The following is a 17,546-nucleotide window of genomic DNA, read 5'->3' as shown; positions in this document are numbered from 1 at the left end:
TCTCTGCCGCACAGCGGTTCACTCTTTACACATATATCATCCTGATATCAGACTCTTCTGCTTTCCTCTGTTCCTCGACAGTCAGCCTCCTTGTGGTGATCACAGCCGTGTAATCCGCCAGATGGTTGACTTTTGTCACGGCCTGTTTTCCGAATTTGGATTCATCCACTACCAGATACGCCTTCCGGCATCTCTGGAGAGCTTTCCTCTTCAGGAAAGCCTTGTCTACCGTCGGTGTGAAAACCTCCAGCTCTTCATTGATGGATGCGGCCCCGAAAAAGCCCACATCAAATCGGAAATCTTCCAGCATCTGCGTCGCATAATAGCCCAGCATGCTTCCGGTACTTTTCTGTACCATTCCGCCGCACAGCAGCAGCTCAGCCTGGCTGTTTTTCAGAAGTCCGGCAATCTCCAGGTCATTGGTCATGACCATGATATCCGGCACGTTCTGGATAGCTTTTGCAATTTCATAGGTGGTCGTCCCGGCGTCCAGATAAATGTTGTCTCCCGCCGAGACGAGGGGCGCGCACCTGGCGGCCAGTCTCACCTTGTCCTGCATATGACTGGTACTTTTGTCTGCGTAAGTCACTTCCTGCTTTGCCACCGCACCTCCATGGCATCGCTCAAGTATATTGTCTTCCTGCAGTTTTTCCAGATCCCTTCTGATCGTCATTGTGCTGACTTTCAGGTCGTGAGCCAGGTCATCCACCTGCACACTCCCCTGCACTCTGATCAATTCCGCTATCTTTGCCTGCCTCTCTGCTGCCAGCATACAAATCACCTCTTAAGGATTATTGTACACGATTACATGAAAATACTCAATATCAGAACTTCAACAACTCCGATAGCCCATGCGATGGTGGATGTGACAGACCAGGTTATAAGCTGATCTTTCGCCTCTTTTACGCCCAGTGTCCTGTTTACAACCCAGAAATAGCTGTCGTTGAAGTATCCGAAGAACAGGGAGCCCACGCAGCATGCGATGGCGCCCAGTGTGGGATTCACACCTGCCGCGATGATGATCGGCGCAGAGATACTTGCAGCCGTTGTCATGGCAACTGTTCCTGATCCCTGGATGAAGCGCATCAGTGTGGAAATGATAAGAGGCAGCACGATGATCGGGATAGCAGTCTGGGCAAGTCCCTCTGCCATGTATGTGCCAAGTCCGGAGTCCTTGATGATCTGTCCGAGGGCTCCGCCACCGCCTGTTACCAGCATGATGATACCGGCTGACTCCATACCTTTCTCCATCTCTGTCAGGGCTGTATGTCTGTCAAGCACCCTGCCCAGCGTAAAGATGGCAAGCACGAGTCCAAGGCCCACTGCGATAATGGGCTGCCCAAGGAAGATCAGCACCTCCATGATGCCTGTCGTTGCGCCAAGGGCTGTTGCAACTGTGTTGATAAGGATCAGCACGATAGGCAGAAGAAGCGGTGCAAAGGATGAAAATGTTCCCGGCAGTCCTTCTTCGTCCATGTGGAATGCGTTCTCATAGTCAGGCTCCTGGTAGGGCATGGAGATAAAGTCCCCATTGTCGTCCGGAATCTGAAAATACTTTTTGCTCAGATATAATCTGGAATAAGCGATACATCCGATAGCCATCGGGATACCCAGCACGATAGTGAGAAGGATAAAGGATCCTACATCAATGCCGAAGATACCGCACACACCGAGAGGTCCCGGTGTAGGGGGCACAAGGGAGTGGGTGATAACAAGACCTGCCGCCAGGGCAACACCCAGTCCGATGACTGATTTCTTCGTAGCCTTTGAAATCGCTTTTGCGATAGGTGAAAGAACCACGAAACCGGAGTCACAGAAGATCGGGATAGATACAAGGAAACCTGTCAGACACAGAGCTTCCTCCTCTCTCTTCTTGCCAAAAAGTTTCAGGAAGGTAAACGCCATCCGCTTGGCTGCTCCTGTGGCCTCAAATATCTGCCCCATCATAACGCCGAAGCCGATGATGATACCGATGCTGCCCAGGGTGCTTCCAAATCCTCCTGTTATGGAGTTGACAATACCCAATGTAGTGCCGTCATCCAGCGTCGTGTTCGAGAGCGGCATGCCACCCACAACGCCCACGATAACTGTACAGATGATCAGTGCGAGAAATGCCTGCACTTTTGTCTTAAGCACAAGGAAAATAAGTACAACGATACCGATCAAAAGTCCGATCAGCATCCTGTTGCCGTCCAGTCCTCCTATCATAACAATTTCCTCCTTTAGATATGTTTCTTTTTACTTTGTAAAATGAGGTGCGTATTTTGCGGCCAGCCGGATGGCTTCGATCATGCTCACGGCACTCACTTTTCCGGTGCCCGCTATATCAAATGCAGTGCCGTGGTCCACGGATGTCCGCAGGATCGGCATTCCATTTGTAATCGCGATGGTTTTTTCAAAATCCAGTGTCTTTGTGGCGATGTGTCCCTGATCGTGATACAGGGAGAGAACGCTGTTGTATTTTCCGATAGCCGCCTGGTGGAAGACAGAGTCAGCGCCCACAGGTCCTGCCACGTCGTAGCCCATCTTTTTCAGCTCCTCAATGGCGGGGATGATCTCCTCCACCTCCTCCCAGCCGAAGAGTCCGTGCTCTCCGCTGTGGGGATTTAATCCTGCGATAGCCATAGTTCCTTCCTTCACACCCAGCCTTCTTAACGCTTCCGTACACCTTACCACATAGTCCACGATGCGGTCCTTCTTGATCATGTCCAGCATCTGCCGCAGGGACACATGCCTTGTCAGGAAAAATACCCGCATGCCGTTTGTCTCAAACATGGTCAGCGGATCCTCCGTGCCGGTCAGGGCTCCGAAGATCTCTGTGTGTCCGATAAAGTGAACATCCCCTGCCTTCAGGGCCTCTTTGTTGATAGGTGTAGTGGACACTGCGTCCACCTCCCCGGCATTGGCAAGCTCGATGCTCCTGGCAATGTAGTCATAGGCCGCTTTTCCGCACATGCCGCTGACTTTTCCGAATGCAAAAGCATCCATGTCCACATTGTCCAGATCGATCAGGTTCAGGATCCCCTTCTCGTACTGCCCCTCAGCCGGCTTCTGGATCACGTTGATCTTCAGATCCGCGCCCACAATGCGGATCGCGTTCTCCATACATTTTCTGTCTCCCACGATGACGCAGTCCGCCACGTCTGTGACCTCCTCAGATGCCAGCGATTTTGCCACGATCTCCGGGCCTACGCCGGCGGGATCCCCCATGGTCACTGCAATAAGCGGTTTACTCATATTCTCATCCTCCTTTTTTGTCTGCATGGTTGCTGTCTATACTGCACATCTTAGATGTACAATTTCTCCTTCAGATAGGTGATGCACCGGTTGATGGCATCATTCTGTCCCTGGCTGCCGCCCTTGGTGATAATGTGGACGCCCTCGAACTCTCCTTTCAGGAACTGCCCGTAGGCTGCCAGCGGGAGCACTTCGTCCATCAGGCTCAGGCCCGCCGTGTCAAACCTGGCGCACACAGCTACTGTAATGTCTCCGCCGCTTGTGTAGAGCCCCTTGAATTCAGGCTCCGCTTTGAAGATCCGGTAGGTGATCTCTGCAAATCCGGAATTGATGCGCCCTGTCACATCGTCCATGGAGCAGTTGTACTTCTCCATGTAGGGCTTAAAGTCAATGCGGTTCTCCGGGTAGATGCCGTCCCCTGTCACTGTGGAGACTACATTCAGCTTACATTCTTTCAGGATCTCCTCCGTTACCCGGCTGATCTCTTTTTCCCTTCTCTCCTCGTCCTCCAGAAGTTCTTTTGTGTTCACAAATACATTGTGCGTCCTCTGGGAGAGCCACAGCTCCTCCATCTGGTTCTTTGTATTTGGATGCACGCTCCCGACCACTGCCAGGATACGGCTCTTTTCCTGCTTCTGGGAAGGTGTGATCAGCTTTCTTGCCAGAGTAGCTGTAAAGACGCCCGGATCCACTGCCACTACTTTCAGCTTGCTTGTGATCACCGCGTCTGCGATAAGATCCAGGTCTTCCTGGGTCACACAGTCAATGGTGAGGATCCTGCATCCTTCCGCCACATGCTTTTTCATCAGGTCCGCAAGATAATGCTTCCCGTGCATCAGATCCTTCATCAGGATGGATGCCACTTTGTACTTGCTCTGCTGTTCAAAGAGCACCGCGTCTTCTGATATAGTGACCGGTGTCTTTGGGTCAATGGCAATGTCTGTCTTGTGCAGCGGCAGCCCGTTTACGAGCATGTAGCCGCCGATGACAATGCGTCCCGATGACGGGAAACAGGGTGCCACAATGGCCACATAGTCCTCGCCCAGACAGTCCAGCATAGCATCTGTCTCGCTTCCTAAGTTTCCCCGGAGGGTGCTGTCGATCCTCTTGGAATAAACCTTTACATCATCGTTTTTGAGCAGGCTGCAGACATTGTGTACACGGTTGTAGGCTATCTCCGGGTCTACACCTCTGCTGTCCGTGGGATACAGTACACAGTCACAGTCCTTCAGAGTGCTCAGTTCGATCCTCTCCGCATTCATGACCGTGTAGGCTGTATAGTTCATCTTCTTCAGAAGTACACCAGTGGCATTTGCCCCTGTCAGATCATCTGCAATTACAACACACTGAGGCATGTCTTGTTCCTCCTTTGCGCTTTGTATGTTCATTTCTGTTTATATTATACTTCTGTTGTTCGTTTTTGTCAATTTAATCTAATTTTTATCAATGTAGTCATGCAAAATCAACAAATAAAATGTTTGTTTTTGTTGTTTTTTACGTTTGTTTTCGTCTATTATGCCTTTAAAAAAGAAAGACCTGCCCAGAGCCAGGCCTTTCCCTTTCTTTTCCCGTTATATATTTGTCAATCCGCTTATTTCCCGATCAGAATCTCCACAGCCTCTCTGAGAGTCTCGTCATCTCCCACGTTGCCCGGGAAGATCACATAGGGCGTCAGTGGAAATCTGCTCTCATCTCCCGTCTGCCACACCGGGATACCGGGACGGATCTGTCCCAGCACATTGGCGCGTTTTACAGCCAGCGCCTTTGTGCCCACATCGCTGGAGGTGATGCCTCCCTTAGCAATGACAAAAGCGGGGGTCACAGACAATCTTCCCACCAGGGACTGGACCGCGTCGGAGATCTTCACGGAGAGACGCAGCTCGTCCTCCTTGTCCCCTGTGTCCGCTGTGATGAGCGCTCTCGTGGTGTAGCAGCACACGGTCCTGCCGCTCTTTATGCAGGCCTCTTCCTTTTCAAGGCAGCGCTGCACTTCCGCTTCAAAGACCGCATCATCCTTTACCAGAGTGGCGTCAAGCTCGATGAACTCGATCTCTTTCAGCTCTTTTAAAGCCTCCACCTGGCGGGTGGTCTTCTCGGTGTGGGAGCCCACCACGATAATGCCGCCGTTCTCTGTCTCCTTCACCACCATCTGCTCTCTTGTAAGGAGGGGCTGGCTTGTGACGCCGCCCATGACCTTGACAATGGCAGCCGCTGTGCGCATCATGTAGACTTTTCCTTTCCTCATGGCGCGGTAGAGGGCCACGCAGAACACCTTCACGTCCACATAGTCCACTGCGTTGACAATGATCTTGTTGAAATGATGCACAGCCAGGAGCTGCTCCTCAATCTTGTCGATCTCCATGTTGTGGATATCTTCCAGGGAGATGCAGGTTACGTCCTCTTTTTTGTACGCTCCTTTTGTCTTTTCCTCCACATACTCCGGCATGGTGGCCGCCGTGTACCCAAAGGTCTTGTCTTTTGCGAACTCGGTCTCGTTGGCCGGAACCAGCTCATCGCCGTATTTGACATAGTGGACATTTTCTATGGTGAACCTTCCGCCCTCTTTGAAGAAGGGGCAGAGAATCTCCCCGTCTATCACCTTGCCGGTGTTCTTCTCATAGTCCGCTTTCAAAAGCTCGGTCTCCAGCGGGTAGTGTCCCCGCAGGGTGCTGTCGCTGCGGCTGATAAAGATATACTCTTTTCCTGTCTCCTTTGCCACCTCGTCTACCACAGCCGCGATCTCATGGTGCGCCTTTGTGGTCTGCTCCGCCGTAAATCCTCTGGAGTTGGTGAGCACGTAGAACAGGCTGTTTTCCTCGTCAAAGCCTGCCCGGATGCTGTCCTTGTCCCAGCTTGTGTAGACAGAGATATCGTGGACCGTCTGCACGCCGGTGGGGTCGTCGTCCAGGACTACGATCTTTTTGTTGCTGGCTTTGATCTCCGCCTCCAGAAGGCTGTCAATGTAAGCCTCGTCTATCTTTTTATAAGAAGTGATCACATCTGCACTGATGGACATATGTCTTTCCTCCTCTAATCCACTTTCTTTACTTCCACATCTGCCAGTTTCTCAAAGTACTGTACAATGCCGCCGTGATCGTCCTCCATATGCCCGTGGATCTTCAGTGTCTGCATGATCTCGTAGAGCTGCGCTGTGTAGGGAATGGGCACGTCAATGGCGTGAGCTGTATTGACAACATTCTTGATATCCTTGTGATTGATGCGGATCGGTCCGCCGGGTTTGAAGTTGCGCTCCACGATCATAGGGATCTTGGCATCCAGCACGGCGCTGCCTGCCAGTCCGCCGCGGATGGCCTCGTAGACTTTCACCGGATCTGCCCCTGCCTTCACAGCCAGGACAAAGGCCTCGGACACAACAGCGATGGTATTGTTTACAATGATCTGGTTGGCCAGCTTGGTGACGCTGCCGCTGCCTGCCTCACCGATGAGAAGAGCAGAAGATCCAAGGATATCAAAGTAAGGCTTCAGGGCCTTGAAATCCTTCTCCTCGCCTCCGGCCATGATAGCCAGCGTGCCTGCCACAGCTCCCGGCTCTCCGCCTGACACGGGAGCATCTACAAAACCTACGCCCTGTTTTTTCAGTCTCTCATAGCACTCTTTTGACTCCACAGGTGTGACGGAGCTCATGTCACACACGATGCTGCCCTCTTTAATGGTGGATGCCACGCCTCCCTCATCGAAGAGGATGGATTTTGTAATATCGCCGTTGGGCACGATAATGAACACTGTACTGCACTCTTCTCCGATCTGTGCGTAGCTGGCTGCCTTTGCACCGGCTGCCACCACATCTGCCACAGCCTCTTTATTGAGGTCAGTCACCAGAAGCTCCACGCCTGCCTTCAGAAGGTTCTTTGCCATGGGACGTCCCATGATCCCAAGTCCGATAAATCCTGCTTTCATACTTCGTTCTCTCCTTTACATATGTTTTTGATTGTTTTGCACAAAAAGTCACACATTATCCGTACATATTTGTTACTTTTTGTTCCTTATGCTTACACTTTACTACATACCGGTATACCGGTCAATCCCCTAAATTTCTTTCTCTGTTTTTGCCAATCCAGGCCTTTCAAATTTGGGCAGAATCCCCATAAACACTGAATTTGTGCGTTATTTTATTAACACTCCATCCCACCTGTGGCGGATGGATAAAAAGTGGATTTTTCACAGGTTTCTATTGGATTTTATACAGGAAACAGTGTACAATAGAACCAGGTTTTTTTAGGATTTGCATCTATCTTTGACAAAACATAAACGATTGCCAAAAAGGAGCCCTAAGACATGATGACATTGAACGAACAAGCCTATGAACATTTAAAAAAGATGATCACGGAAGATCAGCTCTCCTACCAGGAGATCTACTCGGAGACAAAACTTGCGAAAGAGCTGGGCATCTCCCGCACCCCATTCCGGGACGCCATCCACAGGCTGGTGCAGGAGGGTTACATCGACATCATCCCAAGCAAGGGATTCCGCCTTCACCAGCTCACAAAGCAGGATGTGACAGAGACCTTCCAGGTCCGCTCCGCTCTGGAGACCTACTGCACCATGGAGATCACCCGCACCCACACCTCCAGGAAAGCAAAGCGGCTGTTCAGGGAGCTTCGCTTCAATATGGAAGAAATGAAAGAAATCCTGGACACAACACAGTCTATCCAGGATTTCTGTACCTACGATTTTCAGTTTCATGTAGCGGTGGTCCGCTATCTGGAGAACCAGCAGTTCTCCGCCATATTTGACACCTTTATGTACCGGATGCAGCGGCTGGCCCATATGTCCCTCTCCCACCCGGGACGTATGGAGGACACGTACAACGAGCACCTCGCCATCCTGGAAGCCATGGAGGCCGGGGACACAGCCCATATCTACGACATTACCCTGCGCCATATGGATGTGCCAAGGGGCATCAACCTGGAGGATCTTTAGTCCTCCTTTTTTATTTTCTCCACTGAGTCCCGGTTCACCCTCTCCCGAAGCGCCGCCATCCAGGGGATATCCCTCGTCTCCTTCTCCCCGTAGGTGAGCTGCAGGTCGTACTCCAGGGGCAGCCAGGTGGAAAGGTCCGCCTCATTGTGCTGGATCAGCGCCTCCAGCTTGTCCATGGCGTTCACAAGCCGTGCCTCCGGCGTCTGCTTCTCCCGGACCTCCCGGAAAATTTCCCGCAGCTTTTCCCCGCGGGGGCCCGGCAGAAGGCCGGCAATCTCTTCCTGCGCCTCTCCTTCCGTCTTTTCATCCTCCCCGGTCTTTTCAAAGGCAGGGATGTCCCCTGTGACCGCCTCCCCCATATCGTGAAAGAGGGCCAGCTCCATGACCCGGTCCATATCCAGCTCCGGGAACTCATCCCTCACAAGCCAGGCAAAGACCATGAGGCGGTACACATGCTCCGCCACGCTCTCATGGCGCCCGCTGCTCGTCCAGGAGTGGCGCGTATTGCATTTCAGCTTCTCCGCCAGGTCAAGGAACCCAAGCAGAGTATCGTGATCCATCATGCTGTTTTATCCTTCCAGTATCTTGACATAGAAGGTCCGGTTCCTGGGCCCGTCAAAATCACAGAAATACAGGTCCTGCCAGATGCCCAGTATCAGCTCTCCGCCGCTTAAGATCATGGTCTGGGAGGGTCCGAAGAGGGTGGTCTTCATGTGGGCGTGGGAGTTGCCCTCCGCGTGTCTGTAATAGTCCGTCTTTGTGGGGAAGGCCTTCTCAAAGCCCTGGAGCATGTCCCGCACCACATCCGGATCCGCGTTCTCATTGATGGTAAATCCCGCTGTCGTGTGAGGGGAGAAGACCACCACGATGCCGTCCTTCGCGCCGCTCTTCTCAATGTCCTCCCTCACCATGTCCGTCACCTTGGTCATCTGCTGTGATCCTCTCGTGGAAATGTGATGTTCAAACAAATGCATATCTTTGTCCTCCTTATTATTTCTCCAGAAATCTCATGAGCTCATCGTACTCTTTTCTCATCAGTCTGTAGCCGTGCTCGTAGAAGTGCATCAGGGCATCGTAGTCCTTCTCCAGCCTGGACACCGTGGGGATCAGGGGCCGCAGCACAAAGATCTTCCCCTCCGACTCCAGCTGCTCCAGAAGTTTCATGGTCCTGTTGTACATGATGCTCCGGTTCACAATGCTCCGGATCAGGTTAGGGTATTTTTTGTAGGCCCTGCTGTAGAGCTGTACAGTGGCCCGGGAAGGCATCTTCTTGCGGTAGCCCGGGTTTCTCGTAAGGATCACAATACTCTTTCCGTTGCCGATCTCCATGGCCCTCTCTATGGGGATGGAGTCCGCAAGACCGCCGTCCAGGTAGGGGATACCGTCCACGTTGACCATAGGGCAGATGAGGGGCATGCTGCAGGACGCCCGGCAGATCTTCATCAGCCTCTGTTTGTCTGAATCCTCAGTCATATACTCTGCACGCCCTGTCACGCAGTTGGTTGTCACGATCTCGCACTCTATGTCCGAGGCAAAGTATGTGTCGTAGTCAAAAGGATAGATCTCGTTGGGGTAGCGGTCAAAGACCATGTCCATATCCATCAGGCTTTTCTCTTTGATAAATTTTCTAAAGCCATAGTAATAGCTGTATTCCTTCTCTTTGTGTATCATGCAGTCCCTTGTCCTGCCGGGCTGCTTTGACACATATCCCAGGGCGTTGCAGCTCCCGGCCGAGACGCCGATAACATAGGATGTATAGAAATCCTTTTCCATCAGATAGTCCAGAGCACCCGAGGTAAATACTCCCCTGGTGGCTCCGCCTTCCAGTACCAGTGTTGCTTTTACCATATTGTCTGCCTCCTTTTCAAGGTATATTATAAACGTATTTCACACAGATGAAAACCCTCCTTTTCTCCCTGTTTTTCCTTGCCATTTCCGCCTTTTTTTGCTAAGATAGGCTTTGTATGCAATGAAACCTTGAAAAGAATCTGATAGGAGAAAGATTACTATGATCAGTACAAGTAATGTGACACTTCGTGTCGGCAAAAAGGCTTTGTTTGAAGATGTAAATATTAAATTCACGGAAGGGAACTGCTATGGCCTCATCGGCGCCAACGGGGCGGGAAAATCCACCTTCCTGCGCATCCTCTCCGGGCAGCTTGAGCCGACCAGCGGCGAGGTCATCATCACCCCCGGGGAGCGGCTTTCCTTCCTGCAGCAGGATCATTTTAAATACGACGAGTTCCCTGTCCTTGACACGGTCATCATGGGGAATGCGAGACTCTATGAGATCATGAAGGAAAAGGAAGCGCTCTACGCCAAGGAGGATTTCACAGACGAGGACGGCATCAAGGCCAGCGAGCTGGAAGCCGAGTTTGCCACCATGAATGGCTGGGAGGCCGAGTCCGACGCCGCTTCTCTCTTAAACGGCCTTGGCATTGACACAGATATGCACTACAAACTGATGAAGGACTTAAACGGTCCCGAGAAGGTGAAGGTCCTTCTGGCCCAGGCTCTCTTTGGCAACCCGGACATCCTTCTTCTGGACGAGCCTACCAACCACCTGGATCTGGACGCCATCGCCTGGCTGGAGGAGTTCCTCATCGGCTTTGAGAACACGGTCATCGTGGTGTCCCACGACCGCTATTTCCTGAATAAGGTCTGCACACAGATCGCGGATATCGACTACGGAAAGATCAAGCTCTATGCCGGAAACTACGATTTCTGGTACGAGTCCAGTCAGCTTCTCATCCGCCAGATGAAAGAAGCCAACAAAAAGAAAGAGGAAAAGATCAAGGAGCTGCAGGAATTTATCTCCCGGTTCAGCGCCAACGCCTCAAAATCCAAGCAGGCTACCTCCAGAAAGCGCGCCCTGGAGAAGATCCAGCTTGACGACATCCAGCCATCCAGCAGAAAATACCCTTACATCGACTTCCGCCCCAACAGGGAGATCGGAAACGAGGTGCTCACTGTGGACGGCCTCTCCAAGACCATCGACGGGGAGAAGGTGCTGGACAACATCTCCTTCACCCTGAACAGGGAGGACAAAGTAGCTTTTGTAGGCGGCAATGAGCTGGCAAAGACCACCCTCTTCCAGATCCTTATGGGAGAGATGGAGCCGGATGAGGGAACATACAAGTGGGGCGTGACCACCACCCAGGCTTACTTCCCCCTTGATCACGGCAATGAGTTTGACAACGACTACACTATCGTGGAGTGGCTGACCCAGTACTCCGAGGAGAAGGATGCCACCTATGTGCGCGGTTTCCTTGGACGTATGCTCTTCTCCGGCGACGACGGCGTGAAGCGTGTGAAGGTTCTCTCCGGAGGCGAGAAGGTGAGATGTCTTCTCTCCAAGATGATGATCTCCGGTGCAAACGTACTTCTTCTGAACGAGCCCACCAACCACCTGGATATGGAGTCCATCACAGCCCTCAACAACGGAATGATCAAATTCCCGGGCGTCATCCTCTTCTCCTCCAGGGATCATCAGATTGTACAGACAACAGCAAACCGGATCATGGAGATCGTCCCCGGCGGAAAGCTCATCGACAAGATCACCACATACGACGAGTATCTGGAGAGCGACGAGATGGCCAGAAAACGCCAGACTTACACTGTCGTGGAAGGCGAGGACAACTAGCCCCTGCTGCTCCGCAGGATACCGGACAAAAAGAGAAGGCATTTCTGCCTTCTCTTTTTTATCTGTCTTTTCTACTTGTTGAAGTCTGTGTAGGTCTCTCCCGCCTTCATGTTGATGCCTCTCGCCTGGGCCATCTCGGACACAGTCACAAGCTGGTACCCCTCATCCACCAGCCTGGGGATGAGCTGCAGGGCCGCGTCCACTGTTGTGCTGTGTATGTCGTGCAGGAGCACGATGTCCCCGTCGTCCGCATTCTGGAGAACGGAGTTGATGACAGTCTGGGTGTCCCCTTTCCAATCCAGTGTATCCACATTCCACAGGATCATAGGCATCCCCACATTGGCCTTCACCGCATCGTTGATGGAACCGTAGGGCGGACGGATCAGCGTGGCTCCCTGTCCGCAGGCCTCCTTTATCAGGTCATTGGTATTACCGACCTGGGCGCGGATGTCCGCGTCGCTGATCTTGGTCAGCTCCGGATGGTCGTAGGAATGGTTGCCCAGCTCACAGTCCGCCTCCAGCATCTGCTTTACCGTGTCCTCACGCCCCGGGATATTGACTCCCTGCATGAAAAAGGTGGCGTGGGCGTCGTATTTCTCCAGCATATCCAGGAGCTCTCCGGTCCTCTCCCCCGGCCCGTCGTCAAAGGTCAGGGCCATCATGGGCTTGTCCGGGTCAATGCTGCTCTTCTGGGATTCCAGTTTTCCATCTTCAGAGAAGACACAGTCCAGGGTGCCGATCCGCTTTTTCCCGGTGACCATCTCCCCCTCCTGGGTAAAGTAGTAGGTGGCTCCGTCCAGGTCAAACCATCCGGCCGCCGCCTTTCCATCTGACTGCAGGTAGGCCCGGCTCTCTCCCTTGTCCAGCCACATGTCGGTCTGCATGACCCCGTCCTTGTCAAAATGGTAGTATGTGACGCCTATTTCCTTCCAGCCGGTCACTTTCACGCCGTCCTCACCGAAATAGTAGGTCTTTCCCTTTACATTCACGAAATCATTCTGGACATAGCTGCCGTCCCACTTTTTAAACCTGTCTCCGTCCCACTCCCCCACCTGATTGAGTACGGTAAAGCTTCCATCCTCTGTGTGGAGTATGACCTTCTTGTTCCAGTCGCCTTTGTCTCCCAGCCTTTTCTCAAAGTCACTGTCCAGCTCGATGCGGACAGGGTATTTCCCTTCCGTCACGCCGTCGCTGTCGCATAGCAGCTGATAATGCTCCCCTTCTCTCAGCTCTTCCAGCAGATCCCAGGCTGTGTAGCCAGTCTCCTTGTCCAGCACCTTCCTCTTCAGCTTTTTCTCTTTCTTATCACAGGTCACCTCCGCCTGCAGCACCGGCATCTGCTCACCCTGCTTGATGGACGTGGACTGTACTTCTAATGTGATATACGTCCTGGATGCTCTGACAGCCGCGGCGGCTGTCACCGCTCCGGCGGCCAGGATGAACAAAATGAGCAGGGCCCCCATGATCCTTCTTCTCCTCAGCCTGTGGACAAGCCACCTCTTCCTTGCGTTCATGGAACGGATATTTCTGCTTCTCTTTGACATATGTACCTCTTCTCCGGCACGTTTCTCTTTTGTTGTTATTTGCCGAAAAATATATAAAATCACTATATATTGTAGAGGATAACACCATATAGGGTACACTGCAATAAAAGTGACAAAGATGTAATATTAATTATCTTTCATGTAACAGTTTGTTAATAAAAAAGAGTCCTGAATCAATTCAGGACCCTTACTCTTAAAACACCCTCTATGTTCCTCAGATCCTTCTCCACATTTGCGGGGATATCTGAGTCAATATCGATCATCGTGTAGGCGTAGGCGCCTTTGCTCTTGTTTGACAGGTCGGCGATATTCATATTATCGTCCGCCAGGATTTTTGTGAACTGCCCCAGCATGTTGGGCTTGTTGTAGTGGAGGAGCACAATGCGCTTGTTGTCCCCCGGCTTGCCCATATCACAGTCGGGATAATTGACGGAGTTTTTGATATTCCCATACTCCAGATATTCCATCAGCTGCCTGACCGCCATCTTTGCGCAGTTGTCCTCTGACTCCTCTGTGGAGGCTCCCAGATGAGGGATAACGATGGCTCCCTTCACTCCGGCGATGACAGGTGTCGGGAAGTCGGACACGTAATGCTTGACCTGTCCGCTCTCCAGCGCGTCGATCATATCCTCCTCATTGACCAGCACATCCCGGGCAAAGTTCAGCACCACCACGCCCCTTTTCATCAGGCCAATAGCATTTTTGTCGATCATGCCCTTGTTGTTCACCGTGGCAGGCACGTGAAGCGTGATATAGTCGCAGTTCTTGTACAGCTCATCTACCGTCTTGGCGTGATGGATGTTCCTGGACAGCCTCCAGGCTGCATCCACAGACACATAGGGATCAAAGCCGAACACCTCCATGCCCAGATGGATGCCTGCGTTGGCCACCAGGCCGCCGATGGCTCCCAGACCGATCACGCCCAGCTTCTTGCCCTCCAGCTCACAGCCGGCAAAGGCCTTCTTGGCCTTCTCCGTATCTTTGGCGATGTTGCCGTCCTCCTCGTTTTCCTGGACCCAGTTGATCCCACCGATGATGTCCCGGGATGCCAGGAGCATCCCGGCGATGACCAGCTCCTTCACACCGTTGGCGTTGGCCCCCGGCGTGTTGAACACCACGATCCCCTCCTCGGCGCAGCGCTCCAGGGGAATGTTGTTGACGCCGGCCCCGGCCCGGGCGATAGCCTTCAGCTCCGGTGAAAATTCCATATTGTGCATGCCGGCGCTGCGGACGAGCAGTGCATCTGCATTTTTAGGATCACTGACAGGTACATAATTTTCAGTCATAGCATCTATTCCCACTTCGGAAATAGGATTGAGGCAGTAATAGTGATACATGATCATAAGTTCTCCTTTTCAAATTGTGCCATAAAGTCTACCAGTGCCTGCACGCCCTCGTAAGGCATTGCGTTGTAAATGCTGGCTCTCATGCCGCCAACTGTGCGGTGTCCCTTCAGGCTCTCAAGCCCGGCCGCCTTCGCCTCAGCGACGAATTTCGCATCCAGCTCTCCGTCCCCTGTCACAAAGGGTACGTTCATGAGGGAGCGGTCTTCCCTGCGGACAGTCCCCTTGAACAGGCGGCTCTGATCCAGGAAATCATAGAGAAGTGCAGCCTTTCTCTCGTTTCTCTCCTTCATCGCCCCAAGACCGCCCTGGGCCTTCAGCCACTTGAACACCTTTCCGCAGATGTAGATGCCGTAGGCCGGCGGCGTGTTGTAGAGGGACCCTGCGTCCGCATGGGTCTTATACTTCAGCATGGTGGGGGTGCCGGGGAGCACATCGTCTGTGATGAGATCCTCCCGGATAATGACTATGACCACGCCGGCAGGGCCGATATTCTTCTGCACGCCGCCGTAGATGACGCCGTACTTTGTCACATCCACAGGCTCAGAGAGGAAGCAGGAGGACACATCTGCCACCAGTGTCTTCCCCTTTGTGTTGGGCAGGGTCTTGAATTTTGTACCGTAGATGGTGTTGTTCTCACATATGTACACATAGTCCGCATCCGGGGAGACAGGCAGATCCGAGCAGTCCGGAATATAGGAAAATGTCTTGTCCTCCGATGAGGCTATCTTGTTCACCTTCCCGTATTTCTGCGCCTCCTGGTACGCCTTTTTCGCCCACTGTCCGGTGACGATGTAGTCCGCTACCCCGTTTTTCATCAGATTCATGGGGATCATGGCAAACTGCTGGGACGCTCCTCCCTGCAGGAAGAGGACCTTGTAATTGTCAGGAATATGCATCAGCTCCCGCAGGTCCGCCTCTGCCTCCTGGATGATCCCGGCAAATGCCTTTGAGCGATGACTCATTTCCATCACGGACATGCCCGTTCCCCTGTAATCTAACATCTCGTCTGCTGCTTCTCTGAGGACTTCTTCCGGCAGTACAGCCGGACCTGCTGAAAAATTGTACACTCTGCTCATTGTTGATCCCTCCATTTTTCTGTTTTCTTTTTCTAGTCTTCTTTCTTCATGTCGGCCTCGTCAAAGGCATCCCGGATAGCCGCCCCGGGAGCCACCATAGGCCATACCTTCTCATCCTTGTCTATCTGGCAGTCGATGAGCACCGGCCTTCCAAGAGTCAGGGCCTCGGCGAACGCCTTCCGGAACTCCTCCCTTGTCTGGGCCCGGTATCCCACGGCGCCCATGGCTTCCGCCAGCTTGACAAAATCCACTGCGTCATTTAACACGGTCTGGGAATATCTCTGCCCGTAGAACAGGTCCTGCCACTGGCGCACCATGCCGAGCACATGGTTGTTGATGACCACCTCGATGACCGGCACGCTGTTCCTGGCAGCTGTGGCGATCTCGTTCATGTTCATGCGCAGGCAGCCGTCTCCCGCGATATTGACCACAGTCTTGTCCGGACGCCCCATTTTGGCTCCGATGGAGGCTCCCAGGCCATATCCCATGGTTCCCAGCCCCCCGGATGTAAGGAAGGTGCGGGGCTTCGTGAACTGATAGAACTGTGCCGCCCACATCTGGTGCTGCCCCACCTCAGTCACTACGATGGCGTCGCCTTTCGTCTGACGGTAGATCTCCTCCACCACCCAGGGCCCGGACAGTCCCTCTGCCGGATACACGAGCGGATACTGCTCCTTGTAGCCCTGTATCTTCTCTTTCCACTGGCCGTGGTCCTGCTGCTCCAGCCGCTCATTCAGCTTCTCAAGTATCACCCTCAGGTCTCCGATCACGCCCTCGGTGATGAGCACGTTTTTGTTCATCTCCGCCGCGTCAATGTCAAGCTGCAGGATCTCTGCATTTTTTGCAAATTCATTCACATTTCCTGTGACCCTGTCGCTGAAACGGGCGCCTGCCACGATCAGAAGGTCGCACTCGTCCACGCCGTAGTCCGACGCCTTGGTCCCGTGCATGCCCACCATGCCCGTGTAGAGCTCATCTGTCTCCGGGAAGGCTCCGTGTCCCATCAGGGTGTCTGTCACAGGAGCGTCCACCCTTTTGGCGAACTTATATAATTCCTCTGCCGCGTCTGACAGGATAGCGCCGCCTCCCACACAGATAAAGGGCCTCTTTGACCTGCGGATCATGGCAAGGGCTGTCTCCAGATCCTTCTCGTCTATATCCCGTGAAGGCACGACTTCAGCAGCCGGCCTGGGCGTATACTCCGTCTTCGCCGCTGTGATATCCTTGGGGATATCGATGAGCACCGGGCCGGGACGGCCCTTCTTTGCGATGACAAAGGACTTGCGGATGGTATCTGCCAGCCGGGTGATGTCCTTCACGATATAGTTGTGCTTTGTGATGGGCATGGTGATGCCCGCAATGTCGATCTCCTGAAAGCTGTCCTTCCCCAGGAGGGACACGCCCACATTGCAGGTGATGGCCACAAGCGGGATGGAGTCCATGTAGGCTGTGGCGATGCCCGTCACCAGGTTGGTCGCACCCGGGCCGCTCGTGGCAAAGCAGACGCCCACCCTGCCTGTGGCCCTGGCATACCCGTCCGCCGCGTGGGCGGCTCCCTGCTCGTGGGAGGTAAGGATATGCCTGATTTCATTACTATGCTTATACAGCTCATCATATACGTTGAGGATGGCGCCGCCCGGGTATCCGAACACAGTGTCCACGCCCTGCTCCTTCAAACATTCCACTACAATCTCTGCACCTGTTAACTGCATAAATCTATCTTCCTCTTTCCTCTGATTATTCCATCCTTTTACAGCTC

15 protein-coding genes are annotated in these 17,546 nt (G+C 53.0%); 2 read left to right on the top strand and 13 right to left on the bottom strand.

The window, feature by feature from the left end:
* Window positions 1-25: 25 nt before the first annotated feature.
* The 6 genes from B5E62_RS00910 to garR all read right to left on the bottom strand — a co-directional run bounded on the left by B5E62_RS00910 (window position 26) and on the right by garR (window position 7,155).
* Window positions 26-772 (bottom strand): DeoR/GlpR family DNA-binding transcription regulator, encoded by a 747-nt coding sequence (locus B5E62_RS00910; RefSeq protein ID WP_087172885.1) that lies wholly within the window; start codon window positions 770-772, stop codon window positions 26-28.
* A gap of 32 nt (window positions 773-804) precedes the next feature.
* Window positions 805-2,208 (bottom strand): GntP family permease, encoded by a 1,404-nt coding sequence (locus tag B5E62_RS00905; RefSeq protein ID WP_076777624.1) that lies wholly within the window; start codon window positions 2,206-2,208, stop codon window positions 805-807.
* 30 nt (window positions 2,209-2,238) lie between these two features.
* A complete protein-coding gene (gene pdxA, locus B5E62_RS00900) occupies window positions 2,239-3,237 on the bottom strand; it encodes a 4-hydroxythreonine-4-phosphate dehydrogenase PdxA (protein ID WP_076777625.1) in 999 nt (332 codons plus the stop codon).
* A gap of 50 nt (window positions 3,238-3,287) precedes the next feature.
* A complete protein-coding gene (locus tag B5E62_RS00895; RefSeq protein WP_087172884.1) occupies window positions 3,288-4,592 on the bottom strand; it encodes a four-carbon acid sugar kinase family protein in 1,305 nt (434 codons plus the stop codon).
* Between the two features lie 236 nt (window positions 4,593-4,828).
* Entirely contained in the window at window positions 4,829-6,253 is a 1,425-nt protein-coding gene (locus tag B5E62_RS00890; protein WP_087172883.1) for a four-carbon acid sugar kinase family protein, read from the bottom strand.
* 14 nt (window positions 6,254-6,267) lie between these two features.
* Window positions 6,268-7,155, bottom strand: coding sequence for a 2-hydroxy-3-oxopropionate reductase (garR, locus tag B5E62_RS00885; protein WP_087172882.1), 888 nt, complete (start codon window positions 7,153-7,155; stop codon window positions 6,268-6,270).
* 378 nt (window positions 7,156-7,533) lie between these two features.
* Here garR and B5E62_RS00880 point away from each other — a divergent pair, with 378 nt between their 5' ends.
* Complete coding sequence (locus B5E62_RS00880; RefSeq protein ID WP_087172881.1) at window positions 7,534-8,178, top strand: GntR family transcriptional regulator; 645 nt, start codon at window positions 7,534-7,536, stop codon at window positions 8,176-8,178.
* Here B5E62_RS00880 and B5E62_RS00875 read toward each other — a convergent pair.
* From B5E62_RS00875 to B5E62_RS00865, 3 genes are read right to left on the bottom strand one after another with little or no spacing between them, the layout of a single operon-like run.
* A complete protein-coding gene (locus B5E62_RS00875; protein ID WP_330397963.1) occupies window positions 8,175-8,741 on the bottom strand; it encodes an HD domain-containing protein in 567 nt (188 codons plus the stop codon). The two genes, B5E62_RS00880 and B5E62_RS00875, sit on opposite strands and share 4 nt — an antisense overlap.
* 6 nt (window positions 8,742-8,747) lie before the next feature.
* A complete protein-coding gene (locus tag B5E62_RS00870; RefSeq protein ID WP_087172880.1) occupies window positions 8,748-9,152 on the bottom strand; it encodes a secondary thiamine-phosphate synthase enzyme YjbQ in 405 nt (134 codons plus the stop codon).
* A gap of 16 nt (window positions 9,153-9,168) precedes the next feature.
* Entirely contained in the window at window positions 9,169-10,026 is an 858-nt protein-coding gene (locus B5E62_RS00865) for a patatin-like phospholipase family protein (protein ID WP_087172879.1), read from the bottom strand.
* Between the two features lie 160 nt (window positions 10,027-10,186).
* On the opposite strand from B5E62_RS00865, the gene B5E62_RS00860 reads away from it, so the two are divergent.
* Window positions 10,187-11,821 (top strand): ABC-F family ATP-binding cassette domain-containing protein, encoded by a 1,635-nt coding sequence (locus B5E62_RS00860; protein ID WP_087172878.1) that lies wholly within the window; start codon window positions 10,187-10,189, stop codon window positions 11,819-11,821.
* Window positions 11,822-11,892: 71 nt separating this feature from the next.
* Here B5E62_RS00860 and B5E62_RS00855 read toward each other — a convergent pair whose 3' ends face one another.
* From B5E62_RS00855 to ilvB, 4 genes are all read right to left on the bottom strand, one after another.
* Complete coding sequence (locus B5E62_RS00855) at window positions 11,893-13,365, bottom strand: polysaccharide deacetylase family protein (RefSeq protein WP_087172877.1); 1,473 nt, start codon at window positions 13,363-13,365, stop codon at window positions 11,893-11,895.
* 173 nt (window positions 13,366-13,538) lie between these two features.
* The gene (locus B5E62_RS00850; RefSeq protein WP_087173025.1) at window positions 13,539-14,702 is read right to left on the bottom strand and encodes a phosphoglycerate dehydrogenase; all 1,164 of its coding nucleotides are present in this window, start codon (window positions 14,700-14,702) and stop codon (window positions 13,539-13,541) included.
* Between the two features lie 2 nt (window positions 14,703-14,704).
* Complete coding sequence (serC, locus tag B5E62_RS00845) at window positions 14,705-15,787, bottom strand: 3-phosphoserine/phosphohydroxythreonine transaminase (protein ID WP_087172876.1); 1,083 nt, start codon at window positions 15,785-15,787, stop codon at window positions 14,705-14,707.
* 32 nt (window positions 15,788-15,819) lie between these two features.
* On the bottom strand, window positions 15,820-17,499 hold the full coding sequence (gene ilvB, locus B5E62_RS00840; protein ID WP_087172875.1) for a biosynthetic-type acetolactate synthase large subunit: 1,680 nt from the start codon (window positions 17,497-17,499) through the stop codon (window positions 15,820-15,822).
* Between the last annotated feature and the right edge of the window lie 47 nt (window positions 17,500-17,546).

The organism is Lachnoclostridium sp. An118, from assembly GCF_002160985.1.
Classification (GTDB): Bacteria; Bacillota; Clostridia; order Lachnospirales; family Lachnospiraceae; genus Claveliimonas; species Claveliimonas stercoravium.
The sequence above is the reverse complement of the archived record's forward strand: the minus strand, read 5'-3'. Positions and strand labels throughout refer to the sequence as shown.